General features: G+C 60.3%; 16 protein-coding genes. 9 read left to right on the top strand and 7 right to left on the bottom strand.

Translation table 11 applies throughout. The features are described 5' to 3' along the window. The first annotated feature begins 1 nt into the window (after position 1). Both T18_RS09290 and T18_RS09285 read left to right on the top strand, forming a co-directional pair. A complete protein-coding gene (locus T18_RS09290) occupies positions 2-1,225 on the top strand; it encodes an amidohydrolase/deacetylase family metallohydrolase (RefSeq protein ID WP_038493995.1) in 1,224 nt (407 codons plus the stop codon). 82 nt (positions 1,226-1,307) lie between these two features. Further along, positions 1,308-1,802, top strand: a complete 495-nt coding sequence (locus tag T18_RS09285; RefSeq protein WP_019564632.1) for a RidA family protein — start codon at positions 1,308-1,310, stop codon at positions 1,800-1,802. 6 nt (positions 1,803-1,808) lie between these two features. On the opposite strand, the gene T18_RS09280 is transcribed toward T18_RS09285, so the two are convergent. After that, positions 1,809-2,645 (bottom strand): IclR family transcriptional regulator, encoded by an 837-nt coding sequence (locus tag T18_RS09280; protein ID WP_038493992.1) that lies wholly within the window; start codon positions 2,643-2,645, stop codon positions 1,809-1,811. Between the two features lie 89 nt (positions 2,646-2,734). Between T18_RS09280 and T18_RS09275 the strand changes: the two genes are divergently transcribed. Together T18_RS09275 and T18_RS09270 are read left to right on the top strand one after the other, a co-directional pair. After that, the gene (locus T18_RS09275; RefSeq protein ID WP_038495785.1) at positions 2,735-3,931 is read left to right on the top strand and encodes an aminotransferase class V-fold PLP-dependent enzyme; all 1,197 of its coding nucleotides are present in this window, start codon (positions 2,735-2,737) and stop codon (positions 3,929-3,931) included. A 48-nt stretch (positions 3,932-3,979) separates the two neighbouring features. Further along, positions 3,980-5,815, top strand: coding sequence for an ABC transporter ATP-binding protein (locus tag T18_RS09270; protein ID WP_038493986.1), 1,836 nt, complete (start codon positions 3,980-3,982; stop codon positions 5,813-5,815). A gap of 6 nt (positions 5,816-5,821) precedes the next feature. Here T18_RS09270 and T18_RS09265 read toward each other — a convergent pair whose 3' ends face one another. Both T18_RS09265 and T18_RS09260 read right to left on the bottom strand, forming a co-directional pair. Further along, positions 5,822-6,451 carry a glutathione S-transferase family protein gene (locus T18_RS09265; RefSeq protein WP_038493983.1) on the bottom strand — a complete coding sequence of 210 codons (630 nt, stop codon included), beginning with the start codon at positions 6,449-6,451 and terminating at the stop codon, positions 5,822-5,824. Between the two features lies 1 nt (position 6,452). After that, positions 6,453-6,818 carry an ArsR/SmtB family transcription factor gene (locus T18_RS09260; protein ID WP_003510774.1) on the bottom strand — a complete coding sequence of 122 codons (366 nt, stop codon included), beginning with the start codon at positions 6,816-6,818 and terminating at the stop codon, positions 6,453-6,455. A 212-nt stretch (positions 6,819-7,030) separates the two neighbouring features. Here T18_RS09260 and T18_RS09250 point away from each other — a divergent pair, with 212 nt between their 5' ends. From T18_RS09250 to T18_RS09235, 4 genes are read left to right on the top strand one after another with little or no spacing between them, the layout of a single operon-like run. After that, positions 7,031-7,897, top strand: a complete 867-nt coding sequence (locus T18_RS09250) for an ABC transporter substrate-binding protein (RefSeq protein ID WP_038493977.1) — start codon at positions 7,031-7,033, stop codon at positions 7,895-7,897. Next, entirely contained in the window at positions 7,894-9,021 is a 1,128-nt protein-coding gene (locus T18_RS09245; RefSeq protein WP_025595728.1) for an LLM class flavin-dependent oxidoreductase, read from the top strand. Before T18_RS09250 ends, T18_RS09245 begins: the two co-directional genes overlap by 4 nt. A 31-nt stretch (positions 9,022-9,052) precedes the next feature. Further along, positions 9,053-10,885 (top strand): TRAP transporter large permease subunit, encoded by a 1,833-nt coding sequence (locus T18_RS09240; protein ID WP_038493975.1) that lies wholly within the window; start codon positions 9,053-9,055, stop codon positions 10,883-10,885. Positions 10,886-10,901: 16 nt separating this feature from the next. Next, entirely contained in the window at positions 10,902-11,900 is a 999-nt protein-coding gene (locus tag T18_RS09235; RefSeq protein WP_038493972.1) for a TRAP transporter substrate-binding protein, read from the top strand. Between the two features lie 57 nt (positions 11,901-11,957). Here T18_RS09235 and T18_RS09230 read toward each other — a convergent pair whose 3' ends face one another. Continuing rightward, positions 11,958-13,469 (bottom strand): aldehyde dehydrogenase (NADP(+)), encoded by a 1,512-nt coding sequence (locus T18_RS09230; RefSeq protein ID WP_038493968.1) that lies wholly within the window; start codon positions 13,467-13,469, stop codon positions 11,958-11,960. 245 nt (positions 13,470-13,714) lie between these two features. On the opposite strand from T18_RS09230, the gene T18_RS09225 reads away from it, so the two are divergent. Beyond that, entirely contained in the window at positions 13,715-14,068 is a 354-nt protein-coding gene (locus tag T18_RS09225; protein WP_038495782.1) for an antibiotic resistance protein VanZ, read from the top strand. Between the two features lie 28 nt (positions 14,069-14,096). On the opposite strand, the gene uxuA is transcribed toward T18_RS09225, so the two are convergent. The 3 genes from uxuA to T18_RS09210 all read right to left on the bottom strand — a co-directional run bounded on the left by uxuA (position 14,097) and on the right by T18_RS09210 (position 17,847). Further along, positions 14,097-15,305, bottom strand: a complete 1,209-nt coding sequence (gene uxuA, locus T18_RS09220; protein WP_038493965.1) for a mannonate dehydratase — start codon at positions 15,303-15,305, stop codon at positions 14,097-14,099. Between the two features lie 16 nt (positions 15,306-15,321). Further along, entirely contained in the window at positions 15,322-16,368 is a 1,047-nt protein-coding gene (locus T18_RS09215) for an L-idonate 5-dehydrogenase (RefSeq protein WP_038493962.1), read from the bottom strand. A gap of 72 nt (positions 16,369-16,440) precedes the next feature. After that, on the bottom strand, positions 16,441-17,847 hold the full coding sequence (locus tag T18_RS09210; protein WP_003510762.1) for a TRAP transporter large permease: 1,407 nt from the start codon (positions 17,845-17,847) through the stop codon (positions 16,441-16,443). Position 17,848 lies beyond the last annotated feature (1 nt).

Below are 17,848 nucleotides of genomic sequence, written 5' to 3'. Positions count from 1 at the left end.
TATGACGTCCGGTGAACAGGCAAAAACGCCTTTTCAAGCTCCCATTCTTCTCTCCAATGTGAAACCCGTCGGCTTCGAAAAGGGGGCGCCACAGGCCCAGACCGATATCCTGATCGGCGGCGATGGCAAGGTCGTGGCGGTTGGGCCTGCCCTTCAGGCGCCGGCGGATGCGCAGCGCATCGACGCAAAGGGCGCATTCGTCTCGCCCGGCTGGGTGGATCTGCACGTGCATATCTGGCATGGCGGCACCGATATCTCCATCCGCCCCTCAGAATGCGGGGCCGAGCGCGGCGTGACGACGCTGGTGGATGCCGGTTCGGCAGGGGAAGCAAATTTCCACGGTTTTCGCGAATATATCATCGAACCATCGAAGGAACGCATCAAGGCCTTCCTCAATCTCGGCTCCATCGGGCTTGTCGCCTGCAACCGGGTGCCGGAACTTCGCGATATCAAGGATATCGACCTCGACCGCATCCTTGAATGTTATGCCGAGAACAGCGAACATATCGTTGGCCTCAAGGTGCGGGCGAGCCATGTCATTACGGGTTCCTGGGGTGTTACGCCGGTCAAACTCGGCAAGAAGATCGCCAAGATCCTGAAAGTGCCGATGATGGTGCATGTGGGTGAACCGCCTGCGCTCTACGATGAGGTGCTGGAAATTCTCGGTCCCGGCGATGTCGTGACCCATTGCTTCAACGGCAAGTCCGGCTCCAGCATCATGGAAGACGAGGACCTGTTCAACCTCGCGGAGCGCTGCGCGGGGGAAGGCATCCGGCTGGATATCGGCCACGGCGGTGCATCCTTCTCCTTCAAGGTGGCGGAAGCGGCGATCGCGCGCGGCCTTTTGCCCTTCTCGATCTCCACGGATTTGCATGGCCATTCGATGAATTTCCCCGTCTGGGATCTGGCGACGACCATGTCGAAGCTGCTTTCGGTCGATATGCCCTTCGAAAATGTCGTCGAGGCCGTCACCCGTAATCCGGCCTCCATCATCCGCCTCGACATGGAAAACCGCCTCGATGTTGGCCAGCGCGCGGATTTCACGGTTTTCGATCTTGTCGATGCCGATCTGGAGGCGACCGATTCCAACGGCGACGTTTCGCGTCTCAAGCGGCTGTTCGAGCCGCGCTATGCGGTGATCGGTGCGGAGGCCATTGCCGCCAGCCGCTATGTCCCGAGAGCGCGCAAGCTCGTGCGCCACAGCCATGGCTATTCCTGGCGCTGAACCGACTGGAGCGGCGGGGAGGGATGCTCTCCGTCTTCCGCAAAGAATAGGGATACCCGTCCCGGTATTATGAGGAATTCGCGTGAAACAGTCTTCGCTTGAGGCAGATGGGCGTCATTCGCCCTACGACCGGCTTGCCGCGCTCGGCATCTCGCTGCCGCCGCCACCGCCGCCGATCGCCAATTTCGTCACGCATGTGGTGGAAGGCAACATGCTCTATCTTTCGGGGCAAGGCCCGAGGGAGGAGAACGGACACCTGTACGCCGGCAAGGTCGGAGCCGAGATCGGGCTGGACGAGGCGTACCAGCATGCGCGTTTAACCGGCATCAATCTTCTTGCCGTCATGCATGAGGCGCTTGGGGATCTGTCGCGGGTGAAGAAGGTGGTCAAGCTGCTCGGCATGGTCAATGCCGTCAGCGATTTCCGCGATCATCCAAGCGTCATCAACGGTTGTTCGGATCTCTTCATCGATGTGTTCGGCGATGCGGGGCAGCACGCCCGCTCCGCCGTGGGGTTCGGTTCGCTGCCGGGCAACATCACCGTCGAGATAGAAGCCATCATCGCCCTTAGGGATTGAGGCCGTTCAATGGTTGCGCCAGCCCATCAGCTTCTCGATCCTTTCGGCCGAAACCCTGACCTGTTCGGTATAGTGGTTTTCGTCCGCCAGCACCTTCTGTTCCGGCAGCACGATGGAGATCGTTGCCACGCATTCTCCATTGGTGTCGCAGATCGGCGAGGCGATGCAGGCAACAGCGTAGTCGGATTCCGCAACCTGTATCGACAGCCGGTCACGGAACGCCGTGCCTGCCGATTGAGAAAGCGCTTCCGGGTTGATTTCCGCACGGCCGGTGGGCGACGTGCGGGCGCAGCGTTTGAAAAGCTCGACGCGCTCCTCTTCCGGCAGATGGCCAACGAGCAGGCGGCCGGATGCCGTCCAGTTCAATGGAACACGGGTGCCGACGCGCGAGGCAACCTGGAAATGGCTGGGGCCATCCGCCATGGCGAGCACCAGCATATGGTCACCGTCGCGACCGCAAAGCTGCACCGTCTCACCCGCATGGCGGCACAGATCATGCATTTCGTGGGTGGCGACACCCATGAAATCCAGCGAACGGGCATAGGCAAGGCCGTAGTGATAAAGCCGTGCGCCGAGCCATATGTTACCGTCGGCGTTGCGCGCGAGCATGTTCTTTTCGACCAGATCGTCAACGATCACATAGACGGTGGAAAGTGGCGCCTTGATCGCCTTGGCAATGGCGTAAGCGCCAGCTGGCGATCCGGTTTCGTAAAGGTAATCAATCACCTGAAGAGCGCGATCAATGCCGCTGACACGCGAGCGCTTGGCCACCTTCGCGCCCGGGTTTTCCTCGGTCGCGGACAAGGCGTGTGAAGACAATTCGTCCAGTTTATGGGCGTCCAATTTCGGGCTCCTCATGAATTTTGAGAAGCTATTACATTATTATGGCATATATGTCGATGCCTATCGCATCGCAAAGACAGGAGAAAGACATGACCGAGGATATCAGAAGCAGGATCGGCCTTCGCCCGGTCATCAACGTCTCGGGCACCATGACGTCGCTCGGTGCTTCCATCGTCGTTCCAGAGGCGGTTGAGGCCATGGCGGCGATCCTGCCGCAATTCGTAGAGATCAACGATCTGCAGCGTAAGGCAAGCGCGATCATCGCGAGACTGACGGGCGGCGAGGCTGGTTTCGTCACTGCTTCCTGCTCTTCCGGCATCAGCCTTGCTGTTGCCGGCGCCATCACCGGCAACAATCTCCTGGCCATCGAAAAGCTGCCTGATATCGCACCGGAAAAGAATGAAGTGCTGGTGCAGATGGGGCATGTGGTGAGCTACGGCGCGCCGGTGGATCAGGCGATCCGGCTTGGCGGCGGCAAGGTGGTGCTGGTCGGGCAGGCCACATCGACCCATCGCTTCCACATGGAAAACGCCATCACCGAAAAGACGGCGGCGGCGGTCTATGTCATCTCGCACCATGTCGTGAATTATGGCCTGCTGCATCTTTCCGAATTCGTAGAGATCGCCCATGCCAAGGGTGTTCCGGTAATCGTGGATGCGGCGTCCGAATATGATCTGCAGCTGTTTCTGGCCACCGGCGCAGATATTGTCCTCTATTCCGGCCACAAGTTTCTCGGCGGCCCCACCTCCGGCATCGTGGCCGGAAGTAAGGAACTGGTGCGCAACGCCTTCCTGCAAAATATGGGCATTGGCCGCGGCATGAAGGTCGGCAAGGAAAGCATCTATGGCGTTATGGCGGCACTGGAAGCCTGGGAAAAGCGCGACCATGCCGGCATCCGTGAGCGCGAGACCGGATATCTCAATCTCTGGAAGGAAACGCTGGATGGCCGCCCGGGCGTGACCGCGCTCATCGAGCCGGATCCGACCAATAACCCGCTCGACAGGCTGCGCGTGATCATCGATGCCGAAGAAGCGCATATCACTGCCTGGGACCTGACGACGGCGTTGGCCAGGGGCAATCCTCCCATCATCACCCGCGACCACGAGGTAGAGCATCGCTATTTCTATCTCGACCCATGCAATCTGCATCCCGGACAGGAAACCATCGTGGCGTCTCGTCTGGCCGAGGAACTGGACAAGGCGCGTGCCTCCAACGAGGTGATTGCAACACCTTTCGAAGACCGGAGCCGACACCGCTTCGACGGCATGCTGCGCTGGCCGGACTAGGCTTGACCGCTTGCGCCGCCAAAACCTAACGACAAGAAGGGAACGATCATGACCATGCCGCAGGCCGCACCCGTTGGTGCCGAAGATGCCGTGCTTTCCGTCCGCAATCTCACCACGTCCTTTCACGTGGATGGCGGCTGGAAACCCGTGGTTCGTGATATTTCCTTTGATGTCGGGCCGGGTGAAACGGTCGCGATCGTCGGTGAAAGCGGTTCGGGTAAAAGCGTCACCTCCCTTTCCATCATGCGGCTGCTGGATCGTGAAAGCAGCAGGGTGGAGGGTGAAATCCTGCTTGGAGGGCGCAACCTGCTGTCCCTCTCCGAAGATGCCATGCGGCAGGTGAGGGGAAACGAGGTCGCCATGATCTTTCAGGAGCCGATGACCAGCCTCAATCCGCTGTTCACCATCGGCGACCAGATTTCCGAGGCCTTGTTATGCCACCAGCCGATGTCGAAAATCGACGCGAGGGCGGAGACGGTTCGGCTGCTCGAAAAGGTCCGTATTCCTTCAGCCGCATCGCGTTTCGATGAATATCCGCATCGCTTTTCCGGCGGCATGCGCCAGCGCGTGATGATCGCCATGGCGCTTGCATCCCGGCCGAAGCTGCTGATCGCCGATGAGCCGACGACCGCACTCGACGTGACCATTCAGGGCCAGATCCTTGACCTCATCAAGACGCTTCAGGAGGAGGAAGGCACGTCGGTTCTGTTCATCACCCATGACATGGGCGTGGTGGCTGAGATCGCCGATCGTACCGTTGTCATGTATCGCGGCGAGCAGGTGGAAGTTGGCGCGACCGCTGATATCTTTCATCGCGGCAAGCATCCCTATACCCGCGCGCTTTTGTCCGCCGTTCCGGTTCTGGGTTCCATGACGGGTGAGGAAAGACCGCTCAGGTTTCCCATCGTCAACACCACCACAGGCGAAACGCAGCAGCCGGCGCGGCCGGGCGATACCGTCGATTCGAGTGCCCAGCCGGTGCTCAAGGTAGAAGGGCTGACCAAGCGCTTCGATATTCACTCCGGCCTTTTGGGACGGCTCAGCGGCCGCGTGCATGCGGTGGAGAATGTGTCCTTTGATCTCAGGGCCGGCGAGACATTGTCGTTGGTCGGCGAAAGCGGTTGCGGCAAATCGACCACCGGGCGCGCCATCATGCGGCTGATCGAGCCGGATGCCGGCTCAGTGATGGTTAATGGCGAGAATATTCTCGCCCTCGACAAATCAGGCATGCGCGAGATGCGCAAAACGGTGCAGATGATCTTTCAGGACCCCTATGCCTCGCTCAACCCGCGCATGACGGTGGGTGCGGCGATTGCCGAACCGTTTCTGGAGCACCGCATGGGAAGCGCCCGCGAGGCGAAGGATGTTGTGGCCGATATGCTGGCGAAGGTCGGCCTTTCGCCCGATATGGCGGCGCGCTACCCTCATGAATTTTCCGGCGGCCAGCGTCAGCGTATCTGTATCGCCCGCGCGCTTGCGCTCCAGCCGAAGGTGATTGTCGCCGATGAGAGCGTTTCGGCGCTGGACGTTTCGATCAAGGCGCAGGTCATCAACCTGATGCTGGATCTGCAGCAAAGCCTCGATCTCGCCTTCCTGTTCATCAGCCATGACATGGCGGTGGTGGAGCGCGTCAGCCACCGGGTAGCGGTAATGTATCTCGGCGAGATCGTTGAAATCGGCCCACGTGCGGCGGTGTTTGACAATCCGCAGCATGATTACACCCGCAAGCTGATGGCCGCCGTGCCGGTGCCGGACCCGGAACGCAGAAACACCCGGCGAAATGCCGCGAATGACGAGCTGAAAAGCCCGATCCGCGCGATCGATTACGTGGTGAAACCGCGTGAGTACCGTGAGGTCTCGCCCGGCCACCTTGTCGCCTGCTAAAGCGGGTTAAAGACCAGGTACGTCTGATGTCGCGAAAGGCACGCGGTAACCGCGCCGGAAGGTTTCGCGCTGTCCGAACTGGCGATACCATTGCTGTACCTCCGGAAAATCGTCGAGGTCAATTTTATGGCGCGCGAAACGCGAGACCCATGGCCAGATGGCGATATCGGCTATGGAAAAATCACCGGCGATGAATTCCCGGCCCGTCAGGCGCTGGTTCAAAGTGCGGTAGAGGCGCTCCGTATCCGAGGCGAAACGCGCCTCGGCAAAGGGTGCATGTCCGGTATTGTAGGTCAGGAAATAATGGGCATAACCGAGTGTCGGGCCAAAATTGGCGGCCTGCCACATCAGCCATTCGGTGACTGCCAGCCGCGCAGCAGGGGAGGCAGGCAGAAGACGCCCGGCCTTTTCGGCGAGATAGATCAGAATCGCGTTCGATTCCGCTAGAACTGTGCCGTTATCGCGGTCGATGATTGCCGGTATTTTCGAGCCGGGATTGACGCGGGTATAGTCGGCTGAGAATTGTTCGCCTTTTTCAATGTCGATGGCGTGGCTGATATAGGGCAGGCCGAGTTCCTCCAGCGCAATCGAGATTTTCAGGCCGTTCGGGGTGATCCAGGTGTAGAGGTCGATCATGCTAATCGAACATCGCCTCATCTAGTGGCAAAGCTCGCCTGCCTTTCTTGCCGGTCACATCAGAAAGATCAGTATAAAGACCGCGCAATGTCGCAACGAGTTGGATGATGCGCGGATCGGTGACGCGATAAATCACCTGTTTGCCTTCCCGCGAGCCCTCGATCACACCGGCATCGCGCAATTCGGCAAGCTGCTGGGAAAGTGTCGGTTGCTGAATGCCGAGTTCATATTCCAGTGCGGAAACGGAAGCCTCCGTTTCCATGAGATAGCAGACGATGGCCAGGCGATTGGCGTTGGCGACAAGCTTTAAAAGCTCGCTCGCCTCCACCACGCTGCGGCAGATGAGATTGGAAACCGGTTTCGTCACGACTACAGGTCCATTTTTCAAACTATAAAAAAGTAAATTGTATTGCGATAAATTTCAATAGTTTGATTAGGCCGAGTTTGACCGCGTCAGGAAATTTTTTAAAATCTACAGGATTGATAGATTTCTCTTTCGCTTTCCCGCAGAGGATCGCCAAAACGTTCCTCGAAAACATTCTATAAAAAAGTAGATTGATTAAGAAATGAGGTGTCGACATGAAAATCGGGGTCCATCCCAACAATCTGCATTTGCGGCTCGCCCGGCTCTGGCCCGGCGCGTTTGATGAATTCGATCCGGAATTCGTGCCCTACCGCGAGGGGCGCGATACCGCAGCGCTTTTGGAAAAAGGCGAAATTCATTTCGGCGGCACGGGCTCGACGCCGCCAATCGAGGCGGATGCGCGGGGGCTTTCCGCAGCTTATATCGCTGCCTCGGCACCACGCCCCGCAAACGGCGCGATCCTCGTGCGGCGCGACAGCCCTATCCGCTCTGCGGCCGACCTTTCGGGAAAACGCATATCGCTGATTGACGGGTCTTTTCATACCTATCTTCTTGCGCGTAGCCTGGAAGGGGCGGGGCTTGGCCTTGCGGATGTAATACGCATCGAGAGCGGTGACAGCGATAGCCTGCGCGATCTCGTGGAAGGCCGCGTCGATGCCTGGGTGACGATGTCGCCACGGCTCGAAAAAGCCCTGACCCATGACGGGATCAGTCTTCTGGTCCATTGCGGCTCCACCATTCCCAACCGTTCGCTGTTCTGGACGCTTGCGCGTCACACTGTGGCGCTGGAACAACGCGATGCGATTGCCGCCGAACTGGACCGCGTTGGCCGCGCCGTCATGGCGGATATAGACAGAGCCGCGGCCCTTCTTGCCGCCGAGCCGGGCAGCGAAGGCGATGCGCAGTCCTGGGCAAAGGTGCTGCGCTCACGCGATCTTTCGGTGGTGCCCGCCGCCGAAAATATCCTTGCCGAACAGCAGGAGGAGGCCGATACGCTTTACAGGCACGGCCATTTCTCTCTACCGGTTCTGACCGGGCAGAGACCGGCCCCACAATCAGCCAGCGCGGGAGGCGACAGATGAACGTTTTCTGGTACATGTGCGCGCCCGATGGCGCCTATCCCTGGCAACCGGAAGGATCCCGCAAGGTTGATCTCGGTTATTACAAGCAGCTTGCTCTTGCTTATGATCAGCTTGGTTACACAGGCGCCCTCTTTGCCACCGGCGCGCATGATGTGTGGGTTCTGGCTGGCGCGCTGCTTTCCTATACCGAGCGGCTGAAGTTTCTGGTCGCGATTCATCCGGGTCTTGTCGCGCCAACGCTGCTCGCCAAGATGGCGGCGACGCTTCAGGAATTTTCGCGCGGACGCCTGCTGATCAACGTCGTCTCGGGCGATGCCAAGATGCTCGGTGCATATGGCATGACCATGCCGCATGACGAACGCTACGATATGGCGGATGAATATCTGCAGATCTGGCATCGTCTTTTTGCCGGTGAGACGGTCGATTTCAAGGGCCGCCATTTCCAGACCGAAGGCGCAAAGTTGGCACTGCCGGTGGGGCAAGGCATAGAGCCACCACCGCTATGGTTCGGCGGCTCTTCGGACAAGGCGATCGAGGTTGCCGCCAAACATGTCGAGACCTATCTTTCCTGGGGCGAAACGCCCGACCAGATCGGCGCGAAGGTCGATCTCGTCAAGGCGCGGGCGGAGAAACTCGGCCGTGAGCTAGAATACGGCATTCGCCTGTACGTTATTGTCCGCGATACGGATGAAGAGGCATGGGCCGCCGCCGCCGATCTTTACGGGCGCATGGACGAGCGTGCCATTGCAGCCAACCAGCGTTTCGTCGGCAAGACCGATTCCGTCGGCCAGCAGCGCATGACGGCGATGCATGGTGGACAGAAGCCTGAGAACCTGCGTGATCTCGAAATTGCCCCCAATCTCTGGGCCGGCATCGGTCTTGTCCGGCCGGGACCGGGCACCGCAATTGTCGGCTCGCCCGATACGGTCATCCGCACGCTGGAGGCCTATAAAAAGGCGGGCGTGAATACCTTTATTCTGTCCGGCATGCCATTGCTGGAAGAGGCCTTCCGTTTCGGGGAAAAGGTTCTTCCGCGTCTTGATGTATCGCGGGAAGTCTCGTCAGCCAAACAATTCACCTGGTCGACTTTGTTCGACCGCGACCTCTCGGCAAAGGCATCGTAAACATGGCCTTCCGGGAGTGGAGAAAAAAGACATGACGGCTGGTCCGGCACCAACGATTGCACAACGGCGCATCGGCCCTCAGCGTGCGGCGGAGCGGACGCTTGCCGTTCTGGACAAGGCGCTTGGCGCGGTCGCCGCCGCAATCCTTGCGACTCTTCTCGTGGTGGTGCTGGTCAATGTCACCCTGCGTTATCTGTTTCACACCGGCTTCATCGGTGCGGAAGATCTCGGCATCTGGCTGCATGTGGCGATGATCGCGGTCGGCGCGCCGCTCAGTCTCAAAAGCGCGCTTGCCATGCGGCTCGATGTTTTCGTGCGGTTTTTGCCTGAGCGGTTCCATGCCGCCACCGAAGTTCTGGCGGATGCCTTCTCCTTCATCGCAGCACTGATACTCGCCTTCGGTGGCGTTGAAATCGCGGCGATGCTGGGTGGTACGTCTCCGACGCTCGGTCTGCCGGAATGGGTGCGTTTTGGCTTTCTGGGTGCAGGCGGCGCGTTGATCCTTCTTTACCTGGCGCTTCAGCGTGTCAGTGAGGGCAAGACATTTGCCGTTCTAGTGTCTCTCACCATTGCAATTGCGGCCTATGTCGGCCTGCCGGAAGTCTTCGTAGATACGAGCCTGCCGCCCAGCCTGTTTCTGGCGCTGACGGCGGCGGTGGGGCTGGTGCTGGCAGCACCGCTCGCCCATGCCTTTCTCGCCGCAGCCTATGTGGCGATCGCCTTCGGCAGTACCTTGCCGGAGCCGGCCATCGTTTCCTCAACGGTAACAGGCATGTCGAAATTCCTGCTGCTCGCCATTCCCTTCTTCCTGCTGGCCGGAAGCCTGCTGACGGAATCGGGCGTTGCCAACCAGCTGGTTCGGTTCGCCGCCTCCATGGTTGGACACCGCCGGGCAGGGCTGGCGCAGACGACGCTGTTGACCAGCGTGCTGTTTTCCGGCGCATCCGGCTCCTCTGTCGCCAACGCCGCCTTCGGCGCTTCAACGTTCCAGCCGGAACTGGTCAAACACGGCTATCCGCCGGCGCAGGCGGGCGCGATCATCGCTGCAACGTCGGTGCTCGACAATGTCATCCCGCCCTCCATTGCCTTTCTCATCCTCGCAACGGCTACCAACCTGTCGGTGGGTTCGTTGCTGGTTGGCGGCTTTTTCGCCGGCGGGCTGATGGCGATCTGCCTTGCGGTGGCTATCCATTGGAGCGTGCGCAGCGTCGATACCCTGCCGCGCGCCACGGGCACGGAACGCTGGCGCTCGGCTATCGCCGCCATACCCGCCTTCGGTCTCGGCGTCATCGTGGTGGTCGGCATCCGCATCGGCGTCGTCACTACCACGGAGGCGGCCGCACTTGCCGCACTCTACACGCTGCTTCTCGGCTTCGGGTACCGGCTGGGCGCGGGGCGTATCTTCTCAACTTTCCGGCAATCAGCCGGTGAGGCGGCGGCCATCGGTCTCCTTATCGGCACGGCAGGCCCCTTCGCCTTTCTTCTGGCGGTCGATAATGTCTCCGGCCTCGTCACGGATTTCGTGACATTGCTTGGCGGCAGCAAGATCGCGGTGCTTCTGCTTTCCAACCTCATCCTGCTCGTGGTGGGGCTGGTGCTGGATATCGGTGCGGCCATCCTTCTGTTTGGACCGATCCTGTTGCCCGCGGCCGTTGCGGCCGGTATCGATCCCATCCATTTCGGCGTCATTCTCGTGGTCAACCTGATGATCCATGGCCTAACACCACCTCTCGGCATGCTGATCTTCGTCGTCAGCGGTGTCACCCGCATTCCGGCGACAGCGCTATTCCAGGCCGTCGTTCCCTATCTCCTATCCCTTCTCGTTTCCCTCGCCATTCTGTGCGCCTGGGCCATTGTCTTCTAAATCCGGGGTTTTATTCATGCCTATTATCGATCGTCGCAATCTCCTGAAACTCTCCGCTGCGGGTGCGGCAGCACTTGCCACGCCCGCCTTCGTGCGCAACGCAAATGCCAGGACCCGCAACATTACGGTCGCCTCCCTGTTCGCGGACGACAAGCCGGAGACGAAAATCTGGGTGAAGATCAGCGAGCTGGTGGAGGCAAAGCTGCCCGGCCGTTTCCGCTTCAACATCGTCAAGAGCGGTGCGCTGGGCGGCGAAAAGGAAGTGGCGGAAAATATCCGTCTCGGATCGGTTCAGGCGAGCCTTTCCACGGTCTCTTCGCTCTCCGGCTGGGTGCCGGAACTGCAAATCCTCGATCTGCCCTTCCTGTTCCGCGATGCAGACCATGTGCGCAAGGTGGTGACGGGCGAGACCGGCAGCGAGCTGAAGACCAAGCTTGGCGCGCAGCAATTCGTGGCCGTAGACTTCATCAACTACGGCGCCCGCCATCTCCTGACCAAGGAGCCGGTAACCCGGCCAGAGCAGCTCAACGGCAAGAAGATCCGCGTCATCCAGAGCCCACTGCACACCAAGCTGTGGAGCGCCTTCGGCACCACGCCGGTCGGCATTCCCATCACCGAGACCTATAATGCACTGTCAACCGGCGTAGCCGACGCCATGGATCTGACGAAGTCCGCCTATGCCGGGTTCAAACTTTACGAGGTTGTACCCTACATGACCGAGACCGGCCATATCTGGGCATCGGGCGTGGTTTATTATGGTGCGGCTTTCTGGAACCAGCTCGATGACGAAGAGAAGAAGGCCCTGACCGAAGCATCAAGCGAAGGCGCGCTCTATTTCAACCAGCTGATCGTCGAGGACGAGGCGAAGTCTGTGGAGCTTGCGATTTCGAAGGGCGGCAAGGTGTTGCAGCCGGAAGCCTTGGATGAGTGGCGCAAGGGGGCGCAGGGCGTCTGGCAGGATTTCGCCGGCACTGTCGGCGGCATCGAGAAAATACAGGCGATCCAGTCGGCCTGATACCGAAGCACTATTGTGAATGGGGAGGGCGCAGGAGCGCTCTCCCCATTTTTTTGATCAGCGGATATCCTGCGGCAGAACGTCCGAAGGAATATTCTGGTAGGAAACCGGGCGCGTGAAGCGGCGGATCGACATGGTGCCGACCGAGGTCGCGCCGAAGTTCGTGGAAGCCGGGTAGGGGCCGCCGTGAACCATGGCTTCGGAGACTTCAACGCCGGTCGGGAAGCCGTTTGCGAGAACGCGGCCCGCCTTGCGCTCGAGGATCGGCAGCAGCTTGCGGCCGAGTTCGGCGTCACCTGCGTCAAGATGCATGGTCGCTGTCAGCTGACCTTCGAAGCTCTTTGCCACTTCGATCATTTCTTCAGCGCTGTCGACCGTCACGATCAGGCCGAGCGGTCCGAAGACTTCTTCGGCGAGCGCGTGGTTGGCAACCCAGTCCTTGCCCGAAACGCGGAACAGGTAAGGCGTTGCGTTACGCAGGTCGCAGGTGGTGGTCAAAACGTCGCGCACGCCGTTACCGGCTGCGATGCGGTCGCGACCGTCACGATAGGCAGCGGCGATACCGTCGGTCAGCATGACCTGCGGGCCGACTTCGGAAAGGGCCGCCCGTGCGGTTTCCGACACAGCATCCGCCTGCGAGGCAAGCACCACGGCAATGCCGGGATTGGTGCAGAACTGGCCAGCACCCATGGTGAGCGAACCTGCCCAGCCCTTGGCGATGGCTTCACCGCGCGCGGAAACGGCTTCCGGCAGCAGGAACATCGGGTTGACGGAACCGAGTTCGCCGAAGAACGGGATCGGTTCCGGACGCTGGGCGCAGAGATCGAACAGTGCGCGGCCACCGGCGAGCGAGCCGGTGAAGCCGACTGCCTTGATGCGCGGATGCTGGACGAGCGCGGAACCGACATCGCGGCGGCCGCCCTGGATCAGCGAGAAGACGCCGGGATGCAGATTGTGCTTCTTGACGGCGGCGAGAACGGCCTCGGCAATGATTTCACCGGTGCCGGGATGGGCGGAATGGCCCTTGACCACAACCGGGCAGCCGGCTGCGATAGCGGCGGCGGTATCACCACCGGCGGTCGAGAAGGCGAGCGGGAAGTTGGACGCACCGAAGACCGCAACGGGGCCGATCGGACGCTGCATCAGACGGATATCCGGGCGCGGCAGCGGCTGGCGATCCGGAAGCGCTTCGTCGTGGCGGCGGTCGAGATAGTCGCCCTTGCGGATATGCGATGCGAAAAGGCGAAGCTGTCCGGTGGTGCGGCCGCGTTCACCCTGCAGGCGTCCTGCGGGCAAGCCGGTCTCGGACGTGCCGATTTCAGTGATGGCGTCGGCGCGGGCCTCGATCTCATCGGCGATGGTGTCGAGGAATGCGGCGCGCTCTTCGCGGGTCGTATAGCCGTAGCTCCAGAAAGCCTCTTCGGCTGCTTCTGCGGCCGCATTCACCAGATCGACGGTGCCGACCGAAAAATCGAAAGCTTCGCCATGTGCAGGCTCGCTGCGGAATTTCGCTTCCGTGGCGACCCATTCTCCTGCAACCAGATGTTTGCCGTGCGGCTTGAAACTCATTGTGCTCTTCCCTGAAAATCTGATCCTGTGTGGAAAATCCACCCGATACCGTAAAACCGGACCGAAGGGCGACAGCCTGAAAGGCCATCAGCCGCGATCCTTGTCCGGTTGCCCTCTGCCTTAGCCCGAGTAAGGCTTCAGCGAAAGCCGGTTTGTGCAGTATCTGTCCAAAAAGTGTGATTTATTGGGCGGTGGAAGAAAAAGACGATCTTCCGTTTATGCGCGCAGCGCTCTATTGTGACGCCATGATGACAAATAGACTTCCGAAATACATCGCCTGGTCGGTTCTGCTGCTGATCGTGATCGTTACAGTTTGCCCGATCGGGCTTCGGCCCCATACGCTGACGACCGTCGGCATCGACCGCGCCGCCGCCTTTGCCTTCTGTTCGGCTGCCTTCGTGCTGGCTTATCCGCGTTACTGGCTTGCCATCATTGTCGCGGGTATCGTGGCGGCTTTCGGCATCGAGGCGCTGCAATTTCTGTCGCCCACACGGCATCCGCATATGACAGATGCAGTTGTGAAAGCCGTTGGCGCCATTGCCGGTGGGCTTGCCGCCTTTTCGTATCTTCAATTCAGGACGCGATTGACCGCAAGCTAAGAGGCTGCCGGCGGCCAATCGTGTCGGCTTAATTCGCCTGCTTCGCCAATCCGAAACGGCCATGCGACAGCGTGCGCTCGATGCCGCGAAGCTCTGCCAGCCCCTTCAATCGGCCGATGGCGGGATAACCCGGCTGCGCCCCTCGCGTCAGGTCATCAAGGATTTCTTGGCCATGGTCGGGCCGCATCGGAATGGTGTGGTCTGCACGGCCCTCCGCACGACGGCGGGATTCTTCCGACAGAAGTGCTGCGATAACGGCGACCATATCCGTTCCACCTTCCAGATGCTCGTCCTCGAAGAAGGAGCAGGGCACGGTGTCCGTGTCGCGCGTGACGTTGCGCAGATGCACGAAATGGATGCGGTCTGCAAAACGGCTGGCGATGAAGGGCAGGTCGTTATCCGCCCGCGCGCCGAGCGAGCCGGTGCAGAGCGTAACGCCATTGGCCCGGCTGTCGACTTGCGAGAGCATATGGGCGTAGTCGGACTCCGTTGAAAGAATACGCGGCAGGCCGAGCAGCGGCCATGGGGGATCGTCGCCGTGGGCGCAGATGTTGATGCCGACCTCTTCCGCGACCGGCGTCACTTCCGACAGAAAATCGATCAGGTTCTGCTGCAGTTTTTCGCGGTTTATGCCGTGATATGAGCGCAGCTTTTCGAGAAGCTGGCTGAGCGTGTAACCATCCGCCGAACCCGGCAGGCCCGCGCCGATATTACGTCCGAGTGCGGCGATCTTCGTATCCGGCATGTCGGCGAAACGTTTTGCCGCTTCCTCGATCAGCCACTCCGGATAATCGGTCTTTGCGTCGGGGCGTTTGAGAATGTGAATGTCGAAGGCGGCGAAATCGGAAAGGTCAAAACGCATGGCTTTTGCGCCGTGCTTCGTTTCCCAGCGCAGATCGGTGCGGGTCCAGTCCAGCACCGGCATGAAATTGTAGCAGACGGTGCGAATGCCCGTGGCGGAGAGGCGGCGCAGCGTCTCCTGCCAGTTGGCGATATGGTTTTTCCAGTCGCCCGTCTGGGTTTTGATCTCCTCGGAGACCGGCACGCTTTCCACCACGTCCCAATACAGCCCACCGGCCTTGATCGCCTCATGCCGTTTGGCGATTTCATCCACAGGCCAGACATCGCCGGTGGCGATGTGGTGCAGCGCGCTTACGATGCCTTCCGCCCCTGCCTGAGCCGCATCCTGAACCGTGACCTTGTCCACCGGGCCGAACCAGCGCCATGTATGTCTCATTTTTTATCCTCAAATATCATTCTGCGGAAAATGTCAGCTGCACCTTGCAGGCGGCGGAGCGGTCTCCGGCCTGCTCGAATGCGGATTTCGCTTCTTCAAGCGGGAAGCTGTGGGAAATGATCGGCCGCACATCGATCCCGCGCGTGGAGATCAGGCGGGCGGCAATGGCGAATTCGTCGTGGAAACGCTGCGAGCCGCGCCAGAGGATTTCCTTGCCCACCAGCGCATTGAGCGGAATGGTTATGTCACCGGTGACGCCCACCTGCACGACAGTGCCGCGCGGACGTACACAGGCGAAGGCGGCGCGAAGCGCAGGTGCCGCGGCGGAGCAATCGAAAACGACGTCGAAATACCCCTTATTGTCCTGATAGGGTAAAAGTGCTTCTGCGTTTTTCGCGACATTGATGGTGCGGTCCGCCCCCATGGCGGGCGCGCGCTCCAGCGCCGCATCGGTCAGGTCGGTGGCGAGAATGATGCCGGCACCGGCATGGCGGGCGGCGGCAATCGTCAAGAGGCCGATCGGCCCGGCGCCCGTTACCAGCACCTTGGCGCCGGTCAGATCACCCGCTTGTGCGACGGCATGCAGGCAGACCGCAAGCGGTTCGGTGCAGGCGGCTTCGGCGGGCGAAGTGGTGTCTGAAAATGTCGCGCATTGTTTTGCGGGAACAACGAGCCGATCACGGAACATGCCCTGTTCGTGCGGCAGGCGCATGGCGCTGCCCATGAAGCGCATATCGAGGCAATGGATCGGTTGGCCCTTCAGGCAGAAATGGCAATGGCCGCAAGGCTGCGAGGGATTGACGGCGACGAGTTGGCCGAGTGCGAGCCCGCTGACGCCTTCGCCCAGCGTATGCACCCGCCCCGATGCCTCATGGCCGCAGATGATCGGCTCGCGCACCCGCACAGGCCCGAAGCCGCCGTCCTGATAATAATGTAGATCGGAACCGCAAATGCCGCCCGCCGCCATGGTCAGCAGCACTTCACCGGGGCCGGGCGCCTGCATGTCCTGCGTTTCAACGCGGATATCTTCACGGCCGTATAGACGTGCCACGCGTGTCTGCATCACCGTGCCTCTCATCGTATGTGTATTGGATGAATGAAACCCGCGCGGCTAGCCGCGCGGGCATTGCGTCGATTAGCGGATTAGGCCCATCTCGGTCGGCAGCCACAAGGTGATTGCCGGGATGAAGGTGATCAGCAGCAGCGCCACGAACAGCGGCACCAGCCATGGCAGAATGGCGACGGTGGTGCGCTCGACGGAGAGTTTCGCCACGCGTGAGAGCACGAACAACACCATGCCGAGCGGCGGATGAAGCAGCCCTATCATCAGGTTGAGGGTGATGATGAGGCCGAAATGCACCGGATCGATATTGAACTGCAGCACCAGCGGCAGCAGGATCGGCACGAGGATGGTGATTGCCGCGATCGTGTCTAGGAAGCAGCCGACGAACAGCATCAGCAGGTTGACCAGCAGGAGGAAAATCCACTTGCTGTCGGTGATCGTCAGGATCGCCGCCGATAGCAACTGTGCTGCCTGGCTCACCGTCAGAAGCCATGCGAAGATTGATGCCGCCGCAACGATGAAGAGAACCGATGCCGTGGTCTCTATCGTGTCGAAGGTCGATTTTGCCAGCGACTTGAACGTCATCGTCCGGTAACGGACAAGCCCGAGGAACAGAGACCACAACACGGCTGCGACAGCCGCCTCCGTCGGCGTGAACCAGCCCATCGTCATGCCGCCGATCAGGATCACCGGCGTCATCAGGGCCATCACGGCAGAGAAGTCGAAATACCAGTCGCAGGCGAGCAAGACCACCAGCACGATCAGAATCGACAGGTTGAGCGACAGGCCAAACAGCGTCAGGAGATAGATGCCGAGCGGCACCATCATGACGACGAGCACTTCAAGCGAAGCGCCGAAGATGGTTCTGAGGTTGAACGGCGTATCGGAACCCCAACCCTTGACGTAGGCGAAAACGGCAACGGTGATCATCATCAAAAGCGTCATGACGACGCCTGGAACGATGCCGGCCATGAACAGTGCGCCGATCGAGACGTTTGCCATCATGCCGTAGATGACGAACGGCAACGATGGCGGAAAGATCGGCCCGAGCGTTGCGGAGGCGGCGGTGACGCCGACGGCCGCTTCGACCGGATAACCATGATCCTTCATGGCTTTGATTTCGATGGTGCCGATGCCGGCGGCGTCGGCGAGGGCCGTGCCGGACATGCCGGAAAAGATTACCGAGCCGATGATGTTGACCTGTGCCAGACCACCTTTCATCCAGCCGACCAACGCCACGGCAAAGGAATAGATGCGTCCCGTCACCCCCGCCGTGTTCATAAGATTCCCGGCAAGGATGAAGAAGGGAACGGCGAGGAGCGGGAAGCTTTCCACGCCCGCAATCAGACGCTGCGCCGCGATGATATCTGGCGCGACATTATACGAGACGATGTAGAGAAGCGATGCCGTGGCCATTGAAATGGCGACCGGCAGGCCGATCAGCATCAACAGAAGAAACGAGCCGATAAGAATAAGCATA

It is taken from the genome of Rhizobium sp. TBD182, assembly GCF_001950375.1.
Lineage (GTDB): Bacteria > Pseudomonadota > Alphaproteobacteria > Rhizobiales > Rhizobiaceae > Agrobacterium > Agrobacterium tumefaciens.
Note: the sequence above shows the minus strand (reverse complement) of the source record. Positions and strands in the feature narration are given on the sequence as shown.